Here is a 20,326-nt window from a genome sequence, read left to right on the forward strand (position 1 = left end):
CTTCGCCAGCAAGCCGGCTACGGTGATGGCGCTGTGTGGGTCAGGTGGCGGGGGTGTCGAGGAACACCGGCAGTTGTTCGGCGTATTCGGCAAAACCGCGCACCGCCGGGAATTGCTCGGGACCGAACAGGTCCGCCAGCATCATCTGGCTGAAACTCCAGGCCACCGCCAGGCTGATGCCGGCCTGGCTCAGGGCGCCGTCCTGGGGTAAGGGCTGTTTCTGCAGTTCCTGTTCCAACTCGGCATAGGCGGCCTGCAATTGGCCGCCGATCCGCTCCAGCCAGGGGCCGTGCTGTTTCTCCGCCGGACGCAGCTTTCGTTCGTAGACAATCTGCACCGACTTCTCACAGGCCGCCAGGGCCAGACCGATCAACCGCAACTCATGCAAACGCGCTGGCAGGGCCACGGGCATCAGGCTCCTTTGCGGGCCGGCCAGGCTTTCCAGGTAGTCGAGGATCAGGCTCGAATCCATCAGCACTTCACCCCCGTCGCAGACCAGGGTGGGTGCCTTGACCACCGGGTTGATGGCCTTGAACTGCTCGAAGGTGCTGAATACCGAGACCGAATGATGCTCGAAGGGCAGGTCCATGCATTTGAGGCTGATGGCGACGCGGCGCACATAGGGTGAATCGAGCATTCCAATGAGTTTCATCGCGTATTTCCTTGTCTTGAACGGCGCAACGGATGGGGACGGCGCGGCTAATGTAGCGGCATTGAATCGGCCTTGCACAGCTCCTTGCCATGGCTCCGCAGCGGCTACAGGCCAATGCCGATCCGAGGTTGGTGTAGCCGCTGCCGCAGGCTGCGAACGGCACGAAGGGCCGCAGCGTTCTTGAGGCCGCTGCGAGTTCGGCTGGAGATCGTCAAGCAAGGTCCTGCGGACCTTTGCGCAGCTTCGCGGGCTCAGCAGCGGCTACAGCAATGCAGGTAATCGGCGACCGGCAGGTGCTCGTCGCGTGCCCACAGGTGCTAGCGCTGCCGTGGTCGCAGGCACCACCAGACCAGACCCAGGGCGACGCTGAACAGGCCGGTCAGGGCTTGCAGCGAACCGGCCGGGCTGTCTGCCAGCAGGCTGGCAAGCAGTCCGCAGCCCGCGGTCATGGCCATCTGGATAAAAAAGAACAGCCCCGAGGCGGTGCCCGCCACCGCCGCATAGGGTTGCAGGATCGCCAACTGGCAGGCGGGTATCGCCAGGCCCACCGAAAGCATCAGCGGCAGCATCGGCAGGACGATTGCCCACAGGCTGTCGGGCCACAGGCTGCGGGCAAGCAGCAGCAGGCCGGCGCCAGCCAGGTTCAGCACACAGGACCCGGCAATCAGGCGGTCGGCGCTGTGGCGTACCCCCAGGCGCTGGAACAGCCGCGAGCCCAGCAGGTAGCCGGCCACGGTGGCGGCGAACACCAGGGCATAAGCGCTGGAAGACAGCCCCAGCTGGCGCTGCAACAGCGCCGGCGATTGCAGGATAAAAGGGAAATAGGTGCAGTACAGGCAGCCGATGGCCAGGGAGTAGCGCATGAAATAGGCCTCCCCCAGCAGGCGCAGGTACAGGCGCGGCAGGCTTCTGGCGGCCACGGGGCAGAGCTGGGGCGGGCGGGTTTCGGCAAGCCGCTTGTACATCAGCAGCCAGGCCGCCGCGGCCACCAGGCTCAGGCATAGAAACAAGCCGCGCCAGCCCAGCAGGTGGTCGATCAGGCTGCCCAGCGGCGGCGCCAGCATCGGCGACAGGGCAATGCCCATGGACAGCAGCCCGAGCAATCGCGGCTGCTCTTCGGGGGCGCAGCGGTCGCGGACCATGACCCGGCCGATCAGGGTGCCGCAGCAACCGCCCAACGCTTGCAGCAGGCGGGCGACCATCAGCACCTCGACGCTGGCGGCGAGCATGCAGGCCAGGCTGGCCAGCAGGAACAGCGCCGTGCCCGCCAGCAGCACCGGGCGTCGGCCATAACGGTCGCACAGCGGCCCGCCCAGCAGCATCGACAGCGCATAGCCGAGCATGTACAGGCTCAGGGTCAGTTGCAGCTGGGCGTCGCTGGCCACCAGGTCGTCGGCCATGGCCGGCAGCGCCGGCAGGTACAGGTCGATGCTGATCCGCGGCAGGCAGACCACCACCAGCAGCAACAAGGTCCAGAGCCAGGGGGCGAGGGCGGGTTCAATAGCGATGGAACGGGTGGTGGAGGGGGCAGCGGGTGGCATGGCAGGCTCGGGGCAAGGGGGGACGGCGCTGAAATTAAGGTCTTTATGGTTTAATGCCGAGCACCGTTTAGAGCGCTTTTGACTGGACCACTATGAGCCGTGGAAAACAATGAGCCGTGGAAAACACCCCGTGCCCCTCGACCTGCCCCTGCCGGAGCGCATGGATGAAACCCTGGGCAAGCAGGACAGCGCCTACGGCGCCTTGCGCCAGGCGATCCTGGAAAAACGCCTGCCGGCCGGCTGCCGCTTGCCTTCGACCCGCACCCTGGCCCAGCGCTGGGGCCTGTCCCGGGGCACCCTGGAAGTGGTCTTCGACCGCCTGCGCAGCGAAGGCTATGTGAGCCGGGCCAGCGGTTCCGGGACCCGGGTCTGCGCGGTGGTGCCGGACCTGTATCTGAGCGCGCCGGCACGCGTTGTACCGTCCGCCACCCGCGACAACGAGCCCTTGTATCCGCCGCTGAGCGTACGTGCCGGCCAGCCCTTTGTGGCACGACTCGCCGACCCGGCGCTGTTTCCCCTGCAGCGCTGGACCCGTTCCCTGACCCGAGCCCTGGGCAGTGCCACGGCGCAATCGCTGTGCGATGCCGACCCCGCCGGCCTGCCGGCGCTGCGCCAGCAGATCGCCGAGTACCTGGGGCAGCACCGCGGCATCGCCTGCCATGCCGGGCAAGTGATGATCACCACCGGCATCCGCCACGGCCTCGATCTGCTGGCCCGCAGCCTGCTCAGTGCAGGGGACAAGGTGTGTATCGAAGACCCCGGCTACCTTTCGGCCCAGGGCCTGTTTGCCCTGGCCGGTGCGCGGCTGGTGCCGATTCCGGTGCAGGAGGAGGGCATCGACGTGGCGCAACTGCAAGGCCACCGCGATGCACGCATGGTCTACGTGACCCCGGCCCATCAGGCGCCCCTGGGCATGACCATGCCGGTGTCCCGGCGCCTGGCGCTGCTGGAATGGGCCCGGCACAGCGACACCTGGGTGGTGGAAGACGACTACGACAGCGAATTCAACTACCAGAGCGCGCCCCTGGCGGCTCTCAAGTCTCTGGACCCGGATGACCGGGTGATCTACTGCGGCAGTTTCAACAAGACCCTGTTCGCCGGTTTGCGGGTGGGCTTCATGCTGGTGCCCGAGGCGCTGCGTGCCCGGCTGCTGGCCACCTTGCAGAACACCGGGCGCTCGGTGGGGGTGATCGAACAGCTGGCCCTGGCCGACTACATCGCCAGTGGCGCTTTTCTGCGTTGCCTGCGGGCGGCGCGTCAGGCGTATCAGGAGCGCCGCGACCTGCTGCTGGCGATTCTCGCGCGGGAGGCGCCCGGCTGTTACCGCATCAGTGGCCAGCAGGCCGGGCTGCATCTGCTTCTGGAATTGCCGCCGGGCAGCGACGAGGCGGGCTTTCGCCAGCGCGCGGCAGAGCAGGGCCTGCTGCTGCAAGGGGTGATTGAACATTGTCAGCAGGTGCGCCGGGCGCCAGCGGTGATCATCGGCTATGCGGCCCTGAGCCTGGCGCAGATTCGCTTCAGCGGTGCGCGTCTGGCGGCGCTGCTGGTGGCCGAGGCGGGGCAGGAACATGAGCGGTGAGCCCTGACGGTCATCGGGCTGTCATCTCGCTCGGGCACCCTCGACGCCCCGGCCTTCGGCCTTTGTGGATTACACGGACGTCATGATCATTGTCACCGCCGGTGCGGCCTATCTGGATATCGACGCCTACGCCGGCTGCATCGCCTACGCCGAATTGCTTAACCTCAGCGGCCGCCCGGCCCGGGCCCTGAGCAGCGCACCGCTGAACGAGAGCATCCCGGCCCATTTCCGCCAGCAGCTCAAGGGCCTGGACCGCCATGTCCCGGAGGGCGCCGACCAGTTCGTGCTGGTGGACATCTCCAACCACCTGCACCTGGACCCGTCGGTGGACCTCACCCGGGTGATCGAGGTCATCGACCATCACCCCGGGTTCGAGGCCTTCTGGGACGAGCGCCTGGGCAAATACGCCGATATCCGCCAGATCGGCGCCGCCTGCACCCAGGTCTATGAGCGCTGGCGCGATTCCGGGCTGTTGCCCAAGATCAGCCGCGACAGCGCGCAATTGCTGGCGGCGGGAATCCTCGACAACACCCTGAACTTCACCGACCAGGGATGCACCGCAGCGGACCGCCAGGCCTATGCTGCCCTGGCCGCCCATGCAGGCCTGGGGCCGCAGTGGCCCGACGAGTACTTCCAGCAATGCCAGCAGCAGATCGAAGCGCAACTGGCGCAGGCCCTGCTCAAGGACCTGAAAGTCCTCGAACCTTCCAGCAACCTGCCGCGGCGCTTTGCCCAGCTGACCCTGTGGAATGGCGAGGGCCTGCTGGCGCGCCAGCGCAGCCTGATCGAGCAGGTGCTGGGGCAGTGGGGCGATGACTGGCTGTTGAACCTGATCAGCCTCAGTGAGGGCAAAAGCTACTTGCTGACCGGCAGCCCGGGCAGTGCCCGCAAGCTGGAGCGGCTGCTAGAGTGCAGCGCCCTGGACGGCGTGCATTGCCTGGCCCGGCCGATCCTGCGCAAGGAGCTGCTGCGCAAGGGCCTGGCGCTCCAGGCCCCGTCCTGTCGGACGGGCTAGTCGTCGAAGCCGCCTTGCTCGTGAATTTCGTCCATCTTCAGTTCCAGGCGGTAGGCCACGGCGATGAACAGTGCCTGGCACAGGCACAGGGTGGCGCTCAGTGAGCGGAAGGCGAAGGAGCTGCCTTCATTGACCAGCAGCACGCTGTTGGCGCGCTTGGCCAGGGGCGACAGGGTGCTGTCGGTGATGATCAGGGTCTTGGCCTGGTTGTGCTGGGCAATGCGCAGGCAGTGCTGGGTCTCTTTGCCATAGGGGGTGAAGCTGATGGCGATCACCAGGTCGTTGGGGCGGATGCTGCGCATCTGCTCGCGGTAGCTGCCCCCCAGGCCCGACACCAGATGAATGCGCTTGTTGGTGTGCTGCAGGTTGTACACCAGGTAGTCGGCCACGGCGAAGGAGCGGCGCACCCCCACCACGTAGATGTTGTCGGCGTTGACCACCAGGTCCACGGCCTTGTCGAAGGCCGTGTCGTCCAGTTCCAGGCCCAGGCGCTCGATGCCCGAGAGGGTGGCGTTGACGCATTCCCGAGCCAGGTCGCCGCCGCTGGCTTTCTGCGACTTGTTGGCAATCATGCTGCGGATGCGCTGCTGGTAGTTCTGTACCGGCGTGGCCTTGTGGGTGTAGGCCTGGCGAAACAGCGCCTGCATTTCACTGAAGCCGCTGAAGCCGAAACGCTGGGAGAAGCGCACGATGGCCGAGGGATGCACTTCGCATTCCCGGGCGATGTCGCTGATGCGGTCGACCATGATCCGGTCGCTCTGCTGGCTCATGTAGCTGGCAATGCGCTTGAGCTGGCGCGGCAGGCTCTCGTATTCCTCGGTGATCAGTTGCAGCAGGCGTTCGGCATTGATCGGAGGGCTGACGAGGTCGCTCTCGGGCGTGCTCTCGGACAAGGCCGGCTGATCGGTGCGGGACATAGAAAATCCTTCTGGCTTGTGCTTATGGGAACGGCCTGTGGCCCCGTCCCCTGACAATAGGTGGGCAGCCGGCAGTCTACAGGGTAGGGGCCGATAAAATCTTCGGGCTGATGCCGGCCGGCACCTTGCTGAAACGATGCATGACCTCTGGCTCAGGCTAGAACAAGTTTAATGGAAAAAATATTCCACGTAAAAAACTTATAGAAAAAATATTGATTGGCGCCGAGAGACGTTTTAGTCTGCATCCACCAAGAGTGTTCGGCGCCTGCCAAGGGTGGCGAGCACAGGCTGATAAAAATAACAGGAGCCAGCATGGGCCAGACTCGTTTTGCCAGTGGGCGTCAATTGGATCTGATTTGCCTCGGACGCCTGGGCGTCGATCTCTATGCACAGCAGGTCGGTGCGCGGCTGGAGGATGTCAGCAGTTTTGCCAAGTACCTCGGCGGCTCGTCGGCGAACATTGCCTTCGGCACCGCGCGCCTGGGCCTCAAGTCGGCGATGTTGAGCCGGGTCGGCGACGATCACATGGGGCGCTTCCTGGTGGAGTCCCTGGTGCGCGAAGGCTGTGACGTCAGCGCCATCCAGGTCGACCCGCAACGCCTCACCGCCATGGTCCTGCTGGGCCTCAAGGATCGCGAAACCTTCCCCCTGGTGTTCTACCGCGAGAACTGTGCGGACATGGCGCTGCGCGCCGAAGACATCGACGAAGCCTTTATTGCCTCCAGCAAGGCCTTGCTGATCACCGGCACCCATTTCTCCACCGACGGCGTCTACCGGGCCAGCCTCCAGGCCCTGGACTACGCGCAAAAGCACGGGGTCAAGCGGGTCCTGGACATCGACTACCGGCCAGTGCTCTGGGGCCTGGCGGGCAAGGCCGACGGCGAGACCCGGTTTGTCGCCGATCACCAGGTCAGCCAGCATGTGCAAAGCATCCTGCCGCGCTTCGACCTGATCGTCGGCACCGAAGAAGAATTCCTCATTGCCGGCGGCAGCGAAGACCTGCTGACGGCCTTGCGCAAGGTGCGCTCTTTGAGCGCCGCGACCCTGGTGGTCAAGCTCGGCCCGCAAGGGTGCACGGTGATCCACGGCGAGATTCCGCAGCGCCTGGAGGACGGGGCGATCTATCCCGGTGTGCGGGTGGAGGTGCTCAACGTGCTGGGCGCCGGCGATGCCTTCATGTCCGGCTTCCTCAGTGGCTGGCTGGAAGACGCCAGCGATGAGCGCTGCTGCCAGTTGGCCAACGCCTGCGGCGGCCTGGTGGTGTCGCGCCATGCCTGTGCCCCGGCCATGCCGACCCGCGCCGAACTGGACTATCTGTTCAGCAGCCCGGTGCCCATTACCCGTCCCGACCAGGACCCGATCCTGCAGCGCCTGCATCAGGTCAGCGTGCCGCGCAAGGCCTGGAAGCAATTGTTCGTCTTTGCCTTCGATCACCGTGGGCAACTGGTGGAACTGGCGCAACAGGGCGGCCAGGATCCGACGCGCATCAGCGCCCTCAAGCAGCTGTTTATCCAGGCGGTGGAGCGGGTCGAGCAACTGCTGCGCGAGCAGGGCGTGGCGGCCGATGTGGGCCTGCTGGCCGACCAGCGCTTCGGCCAGGATGCGCTGAATGCCGCCACCGGGCGCGGTTGGTGGGTGGCGCGTCCGGTGGAGGTGCAGGGCTCGCGGCCGCTGGCCTTCGAGCATGGGCGCTCGGTGGGCAGCAACCTGATCGCCTGGCCCCAGGAGCAGATCATCAAGTGCCTGGTGCAATATCACCCGGACGATGAACCGCTGCTGCGCCTGGAGCAGGAAGCACAGATCCGCGGCCTGTATCAGGCGTCCCAGGTCAGCGGCCACGAGCTGCTGCTGGAAATCATCCCGCCCAAGGACCTGCCGGGGGCCCATCCCGAGGTGCTCTACCGCAGCCTCAAGCGCCTGTACAACCTGGGTATCTACCCGGCGTGGTGGAAGATCGAGGCGCAGTCGGCCGAGGAGTGGCAAAAGCTCGACGAACTGATCCAGGAGCGTGACCCGTACTGCCGTGGCGTGGTGCTGCTGGGCCTGAATGCCTCGGCCGAATGCCTGGCCGAGGGCTTCCGGCAAGCCGCCAACAGCCAGACCTGCCGTGGTTTTGCCGTGGGCCGGACGATTTTCCAGGAGCCGAGCCGTGGGTGGCTGGCGGGGGAGATCGACGACGAAACCCTGATCCGGCAAGTGCAGGGCACCTTCGAGCAACTGATCAACGCCTGGCGCAGCGCCCGCTCCCAGTAGGAGCCGGCTGGCCGGCGAAGAGGGTCTTGAGCCTGATGCCAGGCTCGCCGGAGCCTTCGCTGGCAAGCCAGTTCCTACGAGTGCGAGGCCGTACTCCACGCTTTCATGAATAACAACAAAAGGTGCAGCCATGCCCGCTATCCGAATTGGCATCAACCCGATCTCCTGGAGCAACGACGACCTGCCGGCCCTGGGCGGTGAAACGCCCCTGGACACCGCCCTGAGCGAAGGCCGCGACATCGGTTACCAAGGCTTTGAACTCAACGGCAAGTTCCCCAAGGACGCCAAGGGCGTGGGCGATGTGTTGCGCCCTTATGACCTGGCGCTGGTCTCGGGCTGGTACTCCAGCCGCCTGGCCCGGCGTTCGGTGGCGCAGGAAATCGACGCCATTGCCAGCCACGTCGAACTGCTGAAACGCAACGGCGCCTCGGTGCTGGTCTACGGCGAAGTGGCCGACTCGATCCAGGGCTCACCGGTGCGCCTGATCGAGCGTCCGCGCTTCCACAGTGAACAGGCCTGGCAGGATTACGCCGACAAACTCACGGAGCTGGCGCGCTTCACCCTGTCCCAGGGCGTGCGCCTGGCCTATCACCACCACATGGGCGCCTACGTCGAGTCCCCGGCAGACATCGACAAACTGATGAGCCTGACCGGCGAGGAAGTCGGCCTGCTGTTCGATTCGGGCCACTGCTACATGGGCGGCGGCGAACCCCTGGAGGTGCTGCGCAAGCATATCCGCCGCGTCTGCCACGTGCATTTCAAGGACGTGCGCAAGCCGGTGGTGCAGCTGGCGCGCAACAACCTGTGGAGCTTTCCGGACTGCATCGTCAACGGCACCTTCACCGTGCCCGGTGATGGCGACCTCGATTTTGCCGCCTTGCTCGATGTGCTGCTGGACGCGGGCTACCAGGGCTGGCTGGTGGTGGAAGCCGAGCAGGACCCGGCCGTGGCACCGAGCTACGTCTATGCGAAAAAAGGTTACGACACCCTGCGGGCCCTGCTGGACGCCGGCCTGCACCGCAGGAGTACTGCCCAATGAACCTGCTGGTGAAAAGCGCGGCCAAGGGCCGGACCCTGGTCCGGCTGCCAGAGGGCGCCCTGGAATACGTGGGCTTCAGTGCCTACCGCCTGAGCCTTGGGGAAAGCCTGCCGCTCAGTGCCGGCGACCAGGAGCTGTGCCTGGTGCTGCTCAGTGGCCGCATCGATGTGCAGGGCCAAGCGCCCCAGGGCGCCTTCCAGTGGGACAACCTGGGGGACCGGCAATCGGTGTTCGAAGACAAATCGCCCTTTGCCGCCTACCTGCCGCCGGGCAGCCAGGCCCAGGTCACCGCCTTGAGCGAGGTGCAGATTGCCCTGTGCGCCGCCCCGGGTGATGCCGCCGCTGGCCTCGGCCCACGGCTGATCCGCCCGGAGCAGTGCAAGCGCAGCGTGCGCGGCAAGGGCGCCAATACCCGTTATGTCTGCGACATCCTGCCCGACAGCGAGCCGGCCCATTCCCTGCTGGTGGTGGAGGTGCGCACGCCGTCCGGGCATTCCTCCAGCTACCCGCCGCACAAGCACGACACCGATGACCTGCCACACCAGAGTTTTCTGGAAGAGACCTATTACCACCAGATCAACCCGCCGCAGGGCTTCGTCTTCCAGCGGGTCTACACCGACGACCGCAGCATCGACCAGGCCATGGCCGTGGAAAACAGCGACCTGGTGGTGGTGCCCAAGGGCTATCACCCGGTCAGCGTGCCTTATGGCTACGAGTCCTATTACCTGAACGTCATGGCCGGGCCCAAACGCGTCTGGCAGTTCCATAACGACCCGCAGCACAGCTGGCTGCTGGATCTCTGAAGCGCCAAACCCAGACGGCAACCCTTTACGGAGAACAAGAACAATGAGCGACACCCCGGTAATAGGTCATTACATCGGCGGTCAGGTGCAGGACGCTGGCGAGCGTTTCAGCCAGGTGTTCAACCCGGCCACTGGGGCGGTCCAGGCCCGCGTGGCCCTGGCCAGCCAGAAGACCGTGGACGAGGCCGTGGCCTCGGCGCTGAAGGCCTTTCCCGCCTGGTCCGAACAGTCCTCCCTGCGCCGCGCGCGGGTGATGTTCAAGTTCAAGGAACTGCTGGACCGGCACCACCAGGAACTGGCGCAGATCATCACCCGCGAGCACGGCAAGGTGCTGTCCGACGCCATGGGCGAGGTGACCCGTGGCATCGAGATCGTCGAATACGCCTGTGGCGCGCCGAACCTGTTGAAAACCGATTTCAGCGACAACATCGGTGGCGGCATCGATAACTGGAACCTGCGCCAGCCCTTGGGCGTGTGCGCCGGGGTCACGCCGTTCAACTTCCCGGTGATGGTGCCGCTGTGGATGATCCCCATCGCCCTGATCACCGGCAACTGCTTCATCCTCAAGCCGTCCGAGCGCGACCCGTCCGCCAGCCTGCTGCTGGCGCGCCTGCTGACCGAAGCCGGGTTGCCCGAAGGGGTGTTCAACGTGGTCCAGGGCGACAAGAGCGCGGTGGACGGTTTGCTCCAGCACCCGGACATCGAGGCGATTTCCTTTGTCGGTTCGACGCCGATTGCCGAGTACATCCACCAGCAGGCCAGCGCCCGAGGCAAACGCGTGCAGGCCCTGGGGGGGGCCAAGAACCACATGATCGTGATGCCCGACGCCGACCTGGACCAGGCCGCCGACGCACTGATCGGCGCGGCCTACGGCTCGGCTGGCGAGCGCTGCATGGCGATCTCCATCGCCGTGGCGGTGGGCGAGGTGGCCGATGAATTGATCGCCAAGCTGCTGCCGCGCATCGACCAGCTCAAGGTCGGCAACGGCTTGCAGGGCGACAGCGACATGGGGCCGCTGGTGACCGCCGAGCACAAGGCCCGGGTTGAGGGTTTTATCGACCAGGGCGTGGCCCAGGGCGCACAGCTGCTGGTGGACGGTCGCGGCTTCAAGGTGCCGGGGGCGGAGCAGGGCTTTTTTGTCGGCGCCACCCTGTTCGATCACGTCACCCCCCAGATGAGCATCTACCAGCAGGAAATCTTCGGGCCGGTGCTGGGCATTGTGCGGGTGCCCGACTTTGCCAGCGCGGTGGAGCTGATCAACGCCCATGAATTCGGCAATGGCGTGTCCTGTTTCACCCGCGACGGCGGCGTGGCCCGGGCCTTTGCCCGCACTATCAAGGTGGGCATGGTCGGCATCAACGTGCCGATTCCAGTGCCCATGGCCTGGCATTCCTTCGGCGGCTGGAAGCGCTCGCTGTTCGGCGATCACCATGCCTACGGCGAGGAAGGCGTGCGCTTCTACAGCCGCTACAAGAGCGTGATGCAGCGCTGGCCCGACAGCATCGCCAAGGGCCCGGAGTTCAGCATGCCGACGGCCAAGTAACGGTCGCGACGCGATGGATTTTGGAGAACAAGAAGAATGAGCCAGCCCCTGCGTTTCGCCCTGAATCGTATGGTTGCACCGCGTTTGTCACTGCCGGCGTTTATCGACCTGGCGCTGACGCTGAAGGTCGATGCCATTGAGCTGCGCAATGACCTTGCGGGCGTGGAAATCGAGGACGGCACGCCGCCGCAGCAGGTCCGCGAATTGTGCGCGGCCCAGGGGCTCAAGGTGTTGTCGATCAACGCCCTGTACCCCTTCGATGTGTGGAACGACGAGCGTCGCCAGCAGGCCCTGAAACTTGCCGCCTATGCCCGAGCCTGCGGGGCCGAGGGGCTGGTGCTGTGCCCGCTCAATGACCCCGCCGACCCGCGCACTGAGGCCCAGCGCAGCAGCGGTTTGCACAGCGCTTTGAGCGAGCTGGCGCCGATTCTGCGGGATCACGGCCTGCTGGGGTTTATCGAGCCCCTGGGCTTTGAGGAATGTGCGCTGCGCCACAAGCGCACGGCAGTGGAGGCGATCCGTGCCATCGGCGGCCTGGATGTGTTGCGCCTGGTGCACGACACCTTCCACCACCACTTGGCCGGCGAGCATGAGTTGTTCCCCGAGCTGACCGGGCTGGTGCACATCTCCGGTGTCGAGGACCGCCAAGCGCCGCTCAACCGCATTCGCGACGGCCATCGGGTACTGGTGGGCGAGGCGGACATCCTCGGCAATGTGGCGCAGATCGACACCTTGCGCAGCAGTGGCTACAGCGGCTACCTGTCGTTCGAGCCTTTTGCCGAGAGCGTGCACGGGCTGGCGGACATCCAGCAGGCGCTGGCGGCGAGCATTGCCCACTTGCGGCAGGCCCTGGCCTGAGGTCATTTCCTTGTGGGTGCAGGCAAGCCGGCTCCCGCAGGGCGACATAACAAGATGAAGGTGCAAACCATGAGTACGACACGCTTGACCATGGCCCAGGCCCTGGTGAAATTCCTCGATAACCAATACGTCGAGGTGGATGGGGTCCAGAGCAAGTTCATCGCCGGGGTCTTCACCATTTTCGGCCACGGCAACGTGCTCGGCCTGGGCCAGGCCCTGGAGCAGGACAGTGGCGACCTGGTGGTGCACCAGGGCCGCAACGAGCAGGGCATGGCCCACGCCGCCATCGGTTTCGCCAAGCAGCACCTGCGGCGCAAGATCTACGCCTGCAGCTCCTCGGTGGGCCCCGGCGCGGCCAATATGCTGACCGCGGCGGCCACCGCCACGGCCAACCGGATTCCCTTGCTGTTGCTGCCGGGGGACGTCTACGCCAGCCGCCAGCCGGACCCGGTGCTGCAACAGATCGAACAGTTCCATGACCTGAGCATCAGCACCAATGATGCCTTCAAGGCCGTGAGCAAATACTGGGACCGCATCAACCGTCCCGAGCAACTGATGAGCGCGGCGATCCACGCCATGCGCGTGCTCACCGACCCGGCGGAAACTGGCGCCGTGACCCTGGCATTGCCCCAGGATGTGCAGGGCGAAGCCTACGATTACCCGGATTCCTTCCTCGCCAAGCGCGTGCATCGCATCGACCGCCGTCCGGCCACCGAGGCCATGCTCGGCGATGCCCTGGCGCTGTTTCAGGGCAAGCGCAAGCCGCTGATCATCTGTGGCGGCGGGGTCAAGTATTCCGGGGCCAACCGGGCGTTGCAGGCCTTTGCCGAACGCTTCGGCATTCCTTTTGCCGAAACCCAGGCGGGCAAGAGCGCGGTGGTTTCCGAGCATCCGTTGAACGTCGGCGGGATCGGCGAGACCGGCTGCCTGGCGGCCAACCTGCTGGCCAGGGAAGCCGACCTGATCATCGGCATCGGCACCCGCTACAGCGATTTCACCACCTCGTCGAAATGGCTGTTCCAGCACCCGGAGGTGGCGTTCCTCAACCTCAATGTCTGCCCTGGCGACAGCCTCAAGATGGAGGGTGTGCAGCTACTGGCCGATGCCCGCGCCGGCTTGCAGGCCCTGAGCGAAACCCTGGGCCGCAGCGGCTATCGGGCGGCCTGGGACGGACAGATCAGTGCGGCCAAGGCGCAGTTGGAGGCCGAGGTGGACCGGGTGTATCAGGTGCAATACCAGGACGACGGTTTTGTCCCGGAGATCAACGACCACATGGACCCGGCGGTGCTGCGCGAATTCATCGAGCTGACCGGCTCCTGCCTGACCCAGAGCCGGGTGCTCGGGCTGCTCAACCAGGCCTTGCCCGAGGACGGCATCATCGTCGCCGCCGCCGGCAGCCTGCCCGGCGACCTGCAGCGCAGCTGGCGCAGCAAGGGGGTCAACAGCTACCACGTGGAATACGGCTATTCGTGCATGGGCTACGAGGTCAACGCGGCCCTGGGGGTCAAGCTCGCCGAGCCGGATCGCGAGGTGTACGCCCTGGTGGGCGACGGCTCCTACCTGATGCTGCACTCGGAGCTGGTCACCTCGATCCAGGAGCGGCGCAAGATCAACGTGGTGCTGCTGGACAACATGACCTTCGGCTGCATCAACAACCTGCAGATGGGCCACGGCATGGACAGCTTCGGCACCGAGTTCCGCTACCGCAACCCGCAGAGCGGCAAGCTCGACGGCGGCTTTGTGCCGGTGGACTTCGCCATGAGCGCCGCCGCCTACGGCTGCAAGACCTACAAGGTCAGCACTGAGGAGCAACTGCTGGCGGCCCTGGCCGATGCCCGGACCCAGACGGTATCGACCCTGATCGACATCAAGGTCCTGCCCAAGACCATGATCCACAGCTACCTGTCCTGGTGGCGGGTGGGCGTGGCCCAGGTGTCCACCAGCGAACGCACCGATGCGGCGGCCAAGATCCTTAATGAACGCCTGGCCCAGGCCCGGCAGTACTGATTGCTCTGCAACGAACAACAACAGGAGTATCTGCATGTCTTTGAAACTTGGCGTTATCGGGACCGGGGCCATCGGCCAGGATCATATCCGTCGTTGCAGCCAGACCCTGCTGGGCAGCCAGGTGGTGGCGGTCACCGACATCAACCTGGCCTCGGCGGCCAAGGTGGTCAGCGACCTCAAGCTCAGCGCCGAGGTCTATTCGGATGGCCACGCGCTGATCAAGGCGGCGGACGTCGAGGCGGTGCTGGTCACCTCCTGGGGGCCGAGCCACGAGGAGTTCGTGCTGGCGGCGATTGCCGCGGGCAAGCCGGTGTTCTGTGAAAAGCCCCTGGCGGTGACCGCCGCCGGCTGCCGGCGCATCGTCGAGGCCGAAATCGCCCACGGCAAGCGCCTGGTGCAGGTGGGTTTCATGCGCCCCTACGATGCCGGCTACCAGGCCTTGAAGGCGGTGATCGACAGCGGCCAGATCGGCGAGCCGCTGATGCTGCACTGCGCCCACCGCAACCCGCGGGTGGGGGAGAACTACAAGACCGACATGGCCATCACCGACACCCTGATCCATGAGCTGGACGTACTGCGCTGGCTGCTGGCTGACGATTATGTGTCGGTGCAGGTGGTGTTCCCGCGTAAGACCAGCAAGGCCCTGGCCCACTTGCGCGACCCGCAGATCGTGCTGCTGGAAACCGCCCGTGGCACGCGCATCGACGTCGAGGTGTTCGTCAACTGCCAGTACGGCTACGACATCCAGTGCGAAGTGGTGGGGGAGAGCGGTATCGCCAGGCTGCCGGAGCCGTCCCAGGTGCAATTGCGCAGCGAAGCCAAGCTGTCCAACGCCATCCTGATGGATTGGAAGGACCGTTTCATCGCCGCCTATGACGTGGAGTTGCAGGCCTTTATCGACGGCGTGCGCGCCGGCCAGGTAGGCGGGCCCTCGGCCTGGGACGGCTTTGCCGCCGCCGTGGCGGCCGATGCCTGCATCGAAGCGCAGGGCAGCGGCCAGATCGTCAAGATCGAGCTGCCTGAGCGCCCGGGCTTCTACGCCTGACCTTGTACCGGGCCCGCCCGGGGGGATTTGCGGGGGCGCCTCCGGTTGGGCGCCGCTGAACCGCCGCCCGGGTTTTCCCCGGGCGCGCGCCCATTGGGCTTGGGCGCACATTCGCCACGGGGCCAGGATTTTCAAGGCTTTAACTGATTTAGAATAAAATTCTAAAATGAGTTGATATAGAAATTATTTTCCAATAAAGTCATTTTCAGGTTGCCGACTCGCTAGGTCGCACGCCCTCAAGCAAACCATGAGAGGCGTGCGGACCGACCCACAAAAACAACAGGTACCGTCGATGAAAACCTTCACTAGCACCATCCTCGCTCTACGTTCGCGGTTTCGCAGCTCGCCCGTGTCAACCTCCGCTTCGCCTCGACCCAGCCGCTCTGCCGTCCTCCTGACCTGCCTCGGCTTTCTGTGTGTAGAACGCAACGGTTCACTGCTGTGCTGCGTACCCGGTGCCCCCATCGTGCATCTGTCGCTCTGAGTGGTTTCTGCGCTTTATCCATAAAACCTACAAGAATGTGGAGAAAGACCTGTGATGAACACCAAGATCCGTTTTGCCTCGCTTGCACTGTCGATGCTGCTGGCCAGTGGGGCCGCCTTCGCCGACATCAAGATCGGCGTGAGCATGTCGCAGTTCGATGACACCTGGCTGACCTATCTGCGCGAGTCGATGGATCAGAAAGCCAAGTCCCTGCCCGATGGCGTCAAGCTGCAGTTCGAAGACGCCCGCAGCGATGTGGTCAAGCAATTGAGCCAGGTCGAGAACTTCATCAGCCAGAAAGTCGACGCGATCGTGGTCAACCCGGTGGACACCGCCGCCACCAAGAAAATCACCGAGGCTGCGGTGAAGGCCGGCATCCCCCTGGTGTACGTCAACCGCCGCCCCGATGACCTGAACCTGCCCAAGGGCGTGGTCACTGTGGCCTCCAACGACCTGGAAGCCGGGAAAATGCAGATGCAATACCTGGCCGACAAGATGGGCGGCAAGGGCGACATCGTGATCCTGCTGGGCGACCTGGCGAACAACTCCACCACCAACCGCACCAAGGGGGTCAAGGAGGTGCTGGCCCAGTACCCGGGGATCAAGGTCGACCAGGAACAGACCGGGGTCTGGCTGCGGGACAAGGGCATGACCCTGGTCAACGACTGGCTGACCCAGGGCCGCAAGTTCGACGCGGTGGTGTCCAACAACGATGAAATGGCCATTGGTGCCGCCATGGCACTGAAGCAGGCCGGGGTCGAGAAGGGCAGTGTGCTGATCGCGGGTGTCGATGGCACCCCGGATGGCCTGCGCGCGGTGAAGAAGGGCGAATTGGCGCTCTCGGTGTTCCAGGACGCCAAGGGCCAGGCGGACGGTTCCATCGATACCGCGGTGAAGATGATCAAGCATGAGTCGGTAGAGCCGGCGGTGTGGGTTCCGTATCGGCTGATCACCCCGGACAACGTCGACCAGTTCAAGTAACGCCGCTCACCTTCCAAGAGCTGTTCCAGAAGAACAGGCTCTAACAACAATAAGTAATAAGTGGCAAGGCGGCCTCGGGCGGCCTTGCCGATGGAGTACCTGATCATGTTCTCTAGCGCGACTGCCTCGAGCACCCCGCTGGCGGGTATCTTGCCTGCCGCCACATCGGTTGAAGAACCCTATCTGCTGGAGGTCATCAACGTCAGCAAGGGCTTTCCCGGTGTGGTCGCCCTGTCCGATGTGCAACTGCGGGTACGCCCGGGAACGGTGCTGGCGCTGATGGGCGAGAACGGCGCCGGCAAGTCGACCCTGATGAAAATCATCGCTGGCATCTATCAGCCGGACGCCGGCGAGCTGCGCCTCAAGGGCCGGCCAGTGGTCTTCGAAACGCCCCTGCAGGCCCTGCAATCGGGCATCGCCATGATCCATCAGGAGCTCAACCTGATGCCGCACATGAGCATTGCCGAGAACATCTGGATCGGCCGTGAGCAGCTCAACGGCCTGCGCATGATCGATCACCGCGCCATGCACCGCTGCACCGCGCAGTTGCTGGAACGCCTGCGCATCAACCTCGACCCCGAGGAGCAGGTGGGCAACCTGAGCATTGCCGAGCGGCAGATGGTGGAGATCGCCAAGGCGGTGTCCTACGACTCCGACGTGCTGATCATGGACGAACCGACCTCGGCCATTACCGACAAGGAAGTGGCGCACTTGTTCTCGATCATTGCCGACCTCAAGGCCCAGGGTAAGGGCATCATCTATATCACCCACAAAATGAACGAAGTGTTCGCCATCGCCGATGAAGTGGCGGTGTTCCGCGACGGTGCCTATATCGGCCTGCAACGGGCCGACAGCCTGGACGGCGACAGCCTGATCTCGATGATGGTGGGGCGCGAGCTGAGCCAGCTGTTTCCCCAGCGCGAGAACCCTGTCGGCGACCTGCTGCTCCAGGTCCGCGACCTGCGCCTGGACGGGGTGTTCGACAGGGTGTCCTTCGACCTGCATGCCGGGGAGATCCTCGGCATCGCCGGGCTGATGGGCTCGGGCCGGACTAATGTCGCCGAAACCCTGTTCGGCATCACCCCTAGCGACGGCGGCGAGATTGTCCTCGACGGCCAGGCTCTGCGCATCAGCGACCCGCACCAGGCGATCGAGAAGGGCTTTGCCCTGCTGACCGAGGATCGCAAGCTCAGCGGGCTGTTCCCGTGCCTGTCGGTCCTGGAAAACATGGAAGTGGCCGTGCTGCCGCATTACGCCGGCGGCGGCTTTGTCCAGCAGAAGGCCTTGCGTGCCCTGTGCGAGGACATGTGCAAGAAGCTGCGGGTCAAGACCCCGTCCCTGGAGCAATGCATCGATACCTTGTCCGGGGGCAATCAGCAGAAGGCCCTGTTGGCGCGCTGGCTGATGACCAACCCGCGCATCCTGATCCTTGATGAGCCGACCCGGGGTATCGACGTCGGGGCCAAGGCCGAGATCTACCGCTTGATCTCCTTCCTCGCCAGCGAAGGCATGGCGGTGATCATGATTTCCTCGGAGCTGCCCGAAGTGCTGGGCATGAGCGACCGGGTCATGGTCATGCACGAAGGTGAACTCATGGGCACCCTCGACCGCAGCGAGGCGACCCAGGAACGGGTGATGCAATTGGCGTCAGGAATGTCGGTGGTGCACTGATTTTCAATCGATGGCGGCCGGCGGCGCTGTGATTCGCCGCGGCCAGGCACTAACAAAGGTGAGTGGTTATGAACGTGATGTCTGAAAACAAACCGGCCGCGGCGCCCGCTAGAACGCGCCGGCGCCTTCCCACCGAACTGAGTATTTTTCTGGTCCTGATCGGCATCGGCCTGGTCTTCGAGCTGTTCGGCTGGATCGTGCGTGACCAGAGCTTCCTGATGAACTCCCAGCGCCTGGTGCTGATGATCCTTCAGGTGTCGATCATCGGCCTGCTGGCCATCGGCGTGACCCAGGTGATCATCACCACGGGCATCGACCTGTCCTCGGGCTCGGTGCTGGCGCTGTCGGCGATGATTGCCGCCAGCCTGGCCCAGACCTCGGACTTTGCCCGGGCAGTGTTTCCGTCCCTGACCGACTTGCCGGTGTGGATACCGGTAGTGGCCGGGCTGGGGGTGGGCCTGCTGGCGGGGGCGATCAACGGCAGCATCATCGCCATCACTGGTATTCCGCCCTTTATCGCCACCCTGGGCATGATGGTCTCGGCCCGCGGCCTGGCCCGCTATTACACCGAAGGCCAGCCGGTGAGCATGCTGTCCGATTCCTACACCGCCATCGGTCACGGGGCGATGCCGGTGATCATCTTCCTGGTGGTGGCGGTGATCTTCCACATCGCCTTGCGCTACACCAAGTACGGCAAATACACCTACGCCATCGGCGGCAACATGCAGGCGGCGCGCACCTCGGGGATCAACGTCAAGCGCCATCTGGTGATCGTCTACAGCATCGCCGGGTTGCTGGCGGGGCTGGCCGGGGTGGTGGCCTCGGCGCGGGCCGCCACCGGGCAGGCGGGGATGGGCATGTCCTATGAACTGGATGCGATTGCCGCGGCGGTGATCGGCGGCACCAGCCTGGCCGGTGGCGTGGGGCGCATCACCGGCACGGTGATCGGCGCGCTGATTCTTGGCGTCATGGCCAGCGGCTTCACTTTTGTCGGCGTGGATGCCTACATCCAGGACATCATCAAGGGCCTGATCATCGTGGTGGCGGTGGTCATTGACCAGTACCGCAACAAGCGCAAGCTCAAGCGCTGATCCACCAGCCTGTTGTCGGCGCCGGCTGGCCAGCGAAGGCGCCCACAAGATGAGGTACAACGGACGGGGCTGTTCGCCGGCACGTTGGTTTTTGCGGCGGAGAAACGGGGAAAAAGGCTCCGAATCCGCCGTCCGGTACTGCCGTTTGTCTTCTAAAAGACCTGCTCGTATGGAATTTTTTGTTATAAAAGCACTCTGACAAGCGCCACCAAAGCCCGCAATTGCGGGCTTTGTGCGGTTTGTCAGACAGATTCGCTGTCATTTCAGTTGCTGCGCCCTCAAACCGGCCTTAGACTGCCGCCCCTCGTAAATTGAGTGCCGGGTGGCGCTTGGAAGGTATGGCGCCTTTCTGATGACCTGACGGGTCAACCGGAAACAGTTTGAATTCGCCTTAATGCACGTATTTTTTATAGAGAAATCAATGACCAAGGAAAAGTTGCTGGCCATGCCGGCGGATGACTACATGAATGCCGAGCAGCACGCTTTTTTCAGCGACCTGTTGCAAGCCATGAAGGTGGAAACCCACGAGCGCATCGAACAGAACCGGATCGCCATTGAAAGCCTGGACACCCCGGCTGACCCGGCCGACGCCGCTTCCGTCGAAGAAGAGCGCACCTGGTTGGTCAACGCCATTGATCGTGACCAGCGCATGCTGCCGCAATTGGAGCAGGCCCTGGGCCGGATCAGTGACGACAGCTTCGGCTGGTGCGATGACAGCGGCGAGCCGATCGGCCTCAAGCGCCTGCTGATCAGCCCAACCACCAAGTACTGCATCGAAGCCCAAGAGCGCCACGAGCAGATCGACAAGCATCAGCGTCAAGCCTGATCGCCAGCCCCCGCCACAGCG

At 64.5% G+C, this 20,326-nt stretch carries 16 protein-coding genes; 13 read left to right on the top strand and 3 right to left on the bottom strand.

Annotated features, from left to right (window positions below; genetic code table 11):
* Positions 1-40: 40 nt before the first annotated feature.
* Complete coding sequence (locus tag PFZ56_RS18745) at positions 41-652, bottom strand: glutathione S-transferase (RefSeq protein ID WP_170003302.1); 612 nt, start codon at positions 650-652, stop codon at positions 41-43.
* A 317-nt stretch (positions 653-969) separates the two neighbouring features.
* Positions 970-2,193, bottom strand: coding sequence for a multidrug effflux MFS transporter (locus PFZ56_RS18750; RefSeq protein ID WP_170003300.1), 1,224 nt, complete (start codon positions 2,191-2,193; stop codon positions 970-972).
* Between the two features lie 109 nt (positions 2,194-2,302).
* Between PFZ56_RS18750 and PFZ56_RS18755 the strand changes: the two genes are divergently transcribed.
* Both PFZ56_RS18755 and PFZ56_RS18760 read left to right on the top strand, forming a co-directional pair.
* Positions 2,303-3,772, top strand: coding sequence for a PLP-dependent aminotransferase family protein (locus PFZ56_RS18755; RefSeq protein ID WP_170003298.1), 1,470 nt, complete (start codon positions 2,303-2,305; stop codon positions 3,770-3,772).
* Positions 3,773-3,854: 82 nt separating this feature from the next.
* Positions 3,855-4,787 (top strand): bifunctional oligoribonuclease/PAP phosphatase NrnA, encoded by a 933-nt coding sequence (locus PFZ56_RS18760; protein WP_170003296.1) that lies wholly within the window; start codon positions 3,855-3,857, stop codon positions 4,785-4,787.
* Here the strand turns inward: PFZ56_RS18760 and PFZ56_RS18765 are convergent.
* Positions 4,784-5,704: a MurR/RpiR family transcriptional regulator gene (locus tag PFZ56_RS18765; RefSeq protein WP_102879756.1), complete on the bottom strand. Its 921-nt coding sequence runs from the start codon at positions 5,702-5,704 to the stop codon at positions 4,784-4,786. The genes PFZ56_RS18760 and PFZ56_RS18765 overlap by 4 nt on opposite strands.
* Positions 5,705-6,016: 312 nt before the next feature.
* Between PFZ56_RS18765 and iolC the strand changes: the two genes are divergently transcribed.
* The 11 genes from iolC (at position 6,017) to PFZ56_RS18820 (ending at position 20,305) form a co-directional block, all read left to right on the top strand.
* Entirely contained in the window at positions 6,017-7,957 is a 1,941-nt protein-coding gene (gene iolC / locus PFZ56_RS18770) for a 5-dehydro-2-deoxygluconokinase (protein WP_394304409.1), read from the top strand.
* A 130-nt stretch (positions 7,958-8,087) separates the two neighbouring features.
* Positions 8,088-8,996 carry a myo-inosose-2 dehydratase gene (iolE, locus tag PFZ56_RS18775; RefSeq protein ID WP_170003292.1) on the top strand — a complete coding sequence of 303 codons (909 nt, stop codon included), beginning with the start codon at positions 8,088-8,090 and terminating at the stop codon, positions 8,994-8,996.
* Entirely contained in the window at positions 8,993-9,799 is an 807-nt protein-coding gene (gene iolB, locus PFZ56_RS18780; RefSeq protein ID WP_170003290.1) for a 5-deoxy-glucuronate isomerase, read from the top strand. The genes iolE and iolB overlap by 4 nt, the downstream gene beginning before the upstream one ends.
* Before the next feature lie 43 nt (positions 9,800-9,842).
* On the top strand, positions 9,843-11,342 hold the full coding sequence (locus tag PFZ56_RS18785; RefSeq protein WP_170003288.1) for a CoA-acylating methylmalonate-semialdehyde dehydrogenase: 1,500 nt from the start codon (positions 9,843-9,845) through the stop codon (positions 11,340-11,342).
* A gap of 36 nt (positions 11,343-11,378) precedes the next feature.
* Complete coding sequence (locus PFZ56_RS18790; protein ID WP_170003286.1) at positions 11,379-12,200, top strand: TIM barrel protein; 822 nt, start codon at positions 11,379-11,381, stop codon at positions 12,198-12,200.
* Between the two features lie 69 nt (positions 12,201-12,269).
* A complete protein-coding gene (gene iolD / locus PFZ56_RS18795) occupies positions 12,270-14,207 on the top strand; it encodes a 3D-(3,5/4)-trihydroxycyclohexane-1,2-dione acylhydrolase (decyclizing) (protein ID WP_170003284.1) in 1,938 nt (645 codons plus the stop codon).
* Between the two features lie 34 nt (positions 14,208-14,241).
* Complete coding sequence (locus tag PFZ56_RS18800; protein WP_102879750.1) at positions 14,242-15,252, top strand: Gfo/Idh/MocA family protein; 1,011 nt, start codon at positions 14,242-14,244, stop codon at positions 15,250-15,252.
* 538 nt (positions 15,253-15,790) lie between these two features.
* Positions 15,791-16,717 carry a sugar ABC transporter substrate-binding protein gene (locus PFZ56_RS18805; protein ID WP_170003282.1) on the top strand — a complete coding sequence of 309 codons (927 nt, stop codon included), beginning with the start codon at positions 15,791-15,793 and terminating at the stop codon, positions 16,715-16,717.
* A 105-nt stretch (positions 16,718-16,822) separates the two neighbouring features.
* Positions 16,823-18,388 carry a sugar ABC transporter ATP-binding protein gene (locus PFZ56_RS18810; protein WP_170003280.1) on the top strand — a complete coding sequence of 522 codons (1,566 nt, stop codon included), beginning with the start codon at positions 16,823-16,825 and terminating at the stop codon, positions 18,386-18,388.
* A 68-nt stretch (positions 18,389-18,456) separates the two neighbouring features.
* On the top strand, positions 18,457-19,479 hold the full coding sequence (locus PFZ56_RS18815; protein WP_102864453.1) for an ABC transporter permease: 1,023 nt from the start codon (positions 18,457-18,459) through the stop codon (positions 19,477-19,479).
* A gap of 421 nt (positions 19,480-19,900) precedes the next feature.
* Positions 19,901-20,305 carry a TraR/DksA family transcriptional regulator gene (locus PFZ56_RS18820; protein ID WP_011060892.1) on the top strand — a complete coding sequence of 135 codons (405 nt, stop codon included), beginning with the start codon at positions 19,901-19,903 and terminating at the stop codon, positions 20,303-20,305.
* Positions 20,306-20,326: the final 21 nt, after the last annotated feature.

It is taken from the genome of Pseudomonas danubii (assembly GCF_042980055.1).
Classification (GTDB): domain Bacteria; phylum Pseudomonadota; class Gammaproteobacteria; order Pseudomonadales; family Pseudomonadaceae; genus Aquipseudomonas; species Aquipseudomonas danubii.

Bases quoted from the DNA above. Each gene is read 5' to 3' on its own strand.
- iolE (WP_170003292.1), top strand. From the start codon at position 8,088: ATGCCCGCTATCCGAATTGGCATCAACCCGATCTCCTGGAGCAACGAC.
- iolD (WP_170003284.1), top strand. From the start codon at position 12,270: ATGAGTACGACACGCTTGACCATGGCCCAGGCCCTGGTGAAATTCCTC.
- iolC (WP_394304409.1), top strand. From the start codon at position 6,017: ATGGGCCAGACTCGTTTTGCCAGTGGGCGTCAATTGGATCTGATTTGC.
- PFZ56_RS18745 (WP_170003302.1), bottom strand. From the start codon at position 652: ATGAAACTCATTGGAATGCTCGATTCACCCTATGTGCGCCGCGTCGCC.
- PFZ56_RS18750 (WP_170003300.1), bottom strand. From the start codon at position 2,193: ATGCCACCCGCTGCCCCCTCCACCACCCGTTCCATCGCTATTGAACCC.
- PFZ56_RS18815 (WP_102864453.1), top strand. From the start codon at position 18,457: ATGAACGTGATGTCTGAAAACAAACCGGCCGCGGCGCCCGCTAGAACG.
- iolB (WP_170003290.1), top strand. From the start codon at position 8,993: ATGAACCTGCTGGTGAAAAGCGCGGCCAAGGGCCGGACCCTGGTCCGG.
- PFZ56_RS18805 (WP_170003282.1), top strand. From the start codon at position 15,791: ATGAACACCAAGATCCGTTTTGCCTCGCTTGCACTGTCGATGCTGCTG.
- PFZ56_RS18760 (WP_170003296.1), top strand. From the start codon at position 3,855: ATGATCATTGTCACCGCCGGTGCGGCCTATCTGGATATCGACGCCTAC.
- PFZ56_RS18820 (WP_011060892.1), top strand. From the start codon at position 19,901: ATGACCAAGGAAAAGTTGCTGGCCATGCCGGCGGATGACTACATGAAT.
- PFZ56_RS18755 (WP_170003298.1), top strand. From the start codon at position 2,303: ATGAGCCGTGGAAAACACCCCGTGCCCCTCGACCTGCCCCTGCCGGAG.
- PFZ56_RS18765 (WP_102879756.1), bottom strand. From the start codon at position 5,704: ATGTCCCGCACCGATCAGCCGGCCTTGTCCGAGAGCACGCCCGAGAGC.
- PFZ56_RS18785 (WP_170003288.1), top strand. From the start codon at position 9,843: ATGAGCGACACCCCGGTAATAGGTCATTACATCGGCGGTCAGGTGCAG.
- PFZ56_RS18800 (WP_102879750.1), top strand. From the start codon at position 14,242: ATGTCTTTGAAACTTGGCGTTATCGGGACCGGGGCCATCGGCCAGGAT.
- PFZ56_RS18790 (WP_170003286.1), top strand. From the start codon at position 11,379: ATGAGCCAGCCCCTGCGTTTCGCCCTGAATCGTATGGTTGCACCGCGT.
- PFZ56_RS18810 (WP_170003280.1), top strand. From the start codon at position 16,823: ATGTTCTCTAGCGCGACTGCCTCGAGCACCCCGCTGGCGGGTATCTTG.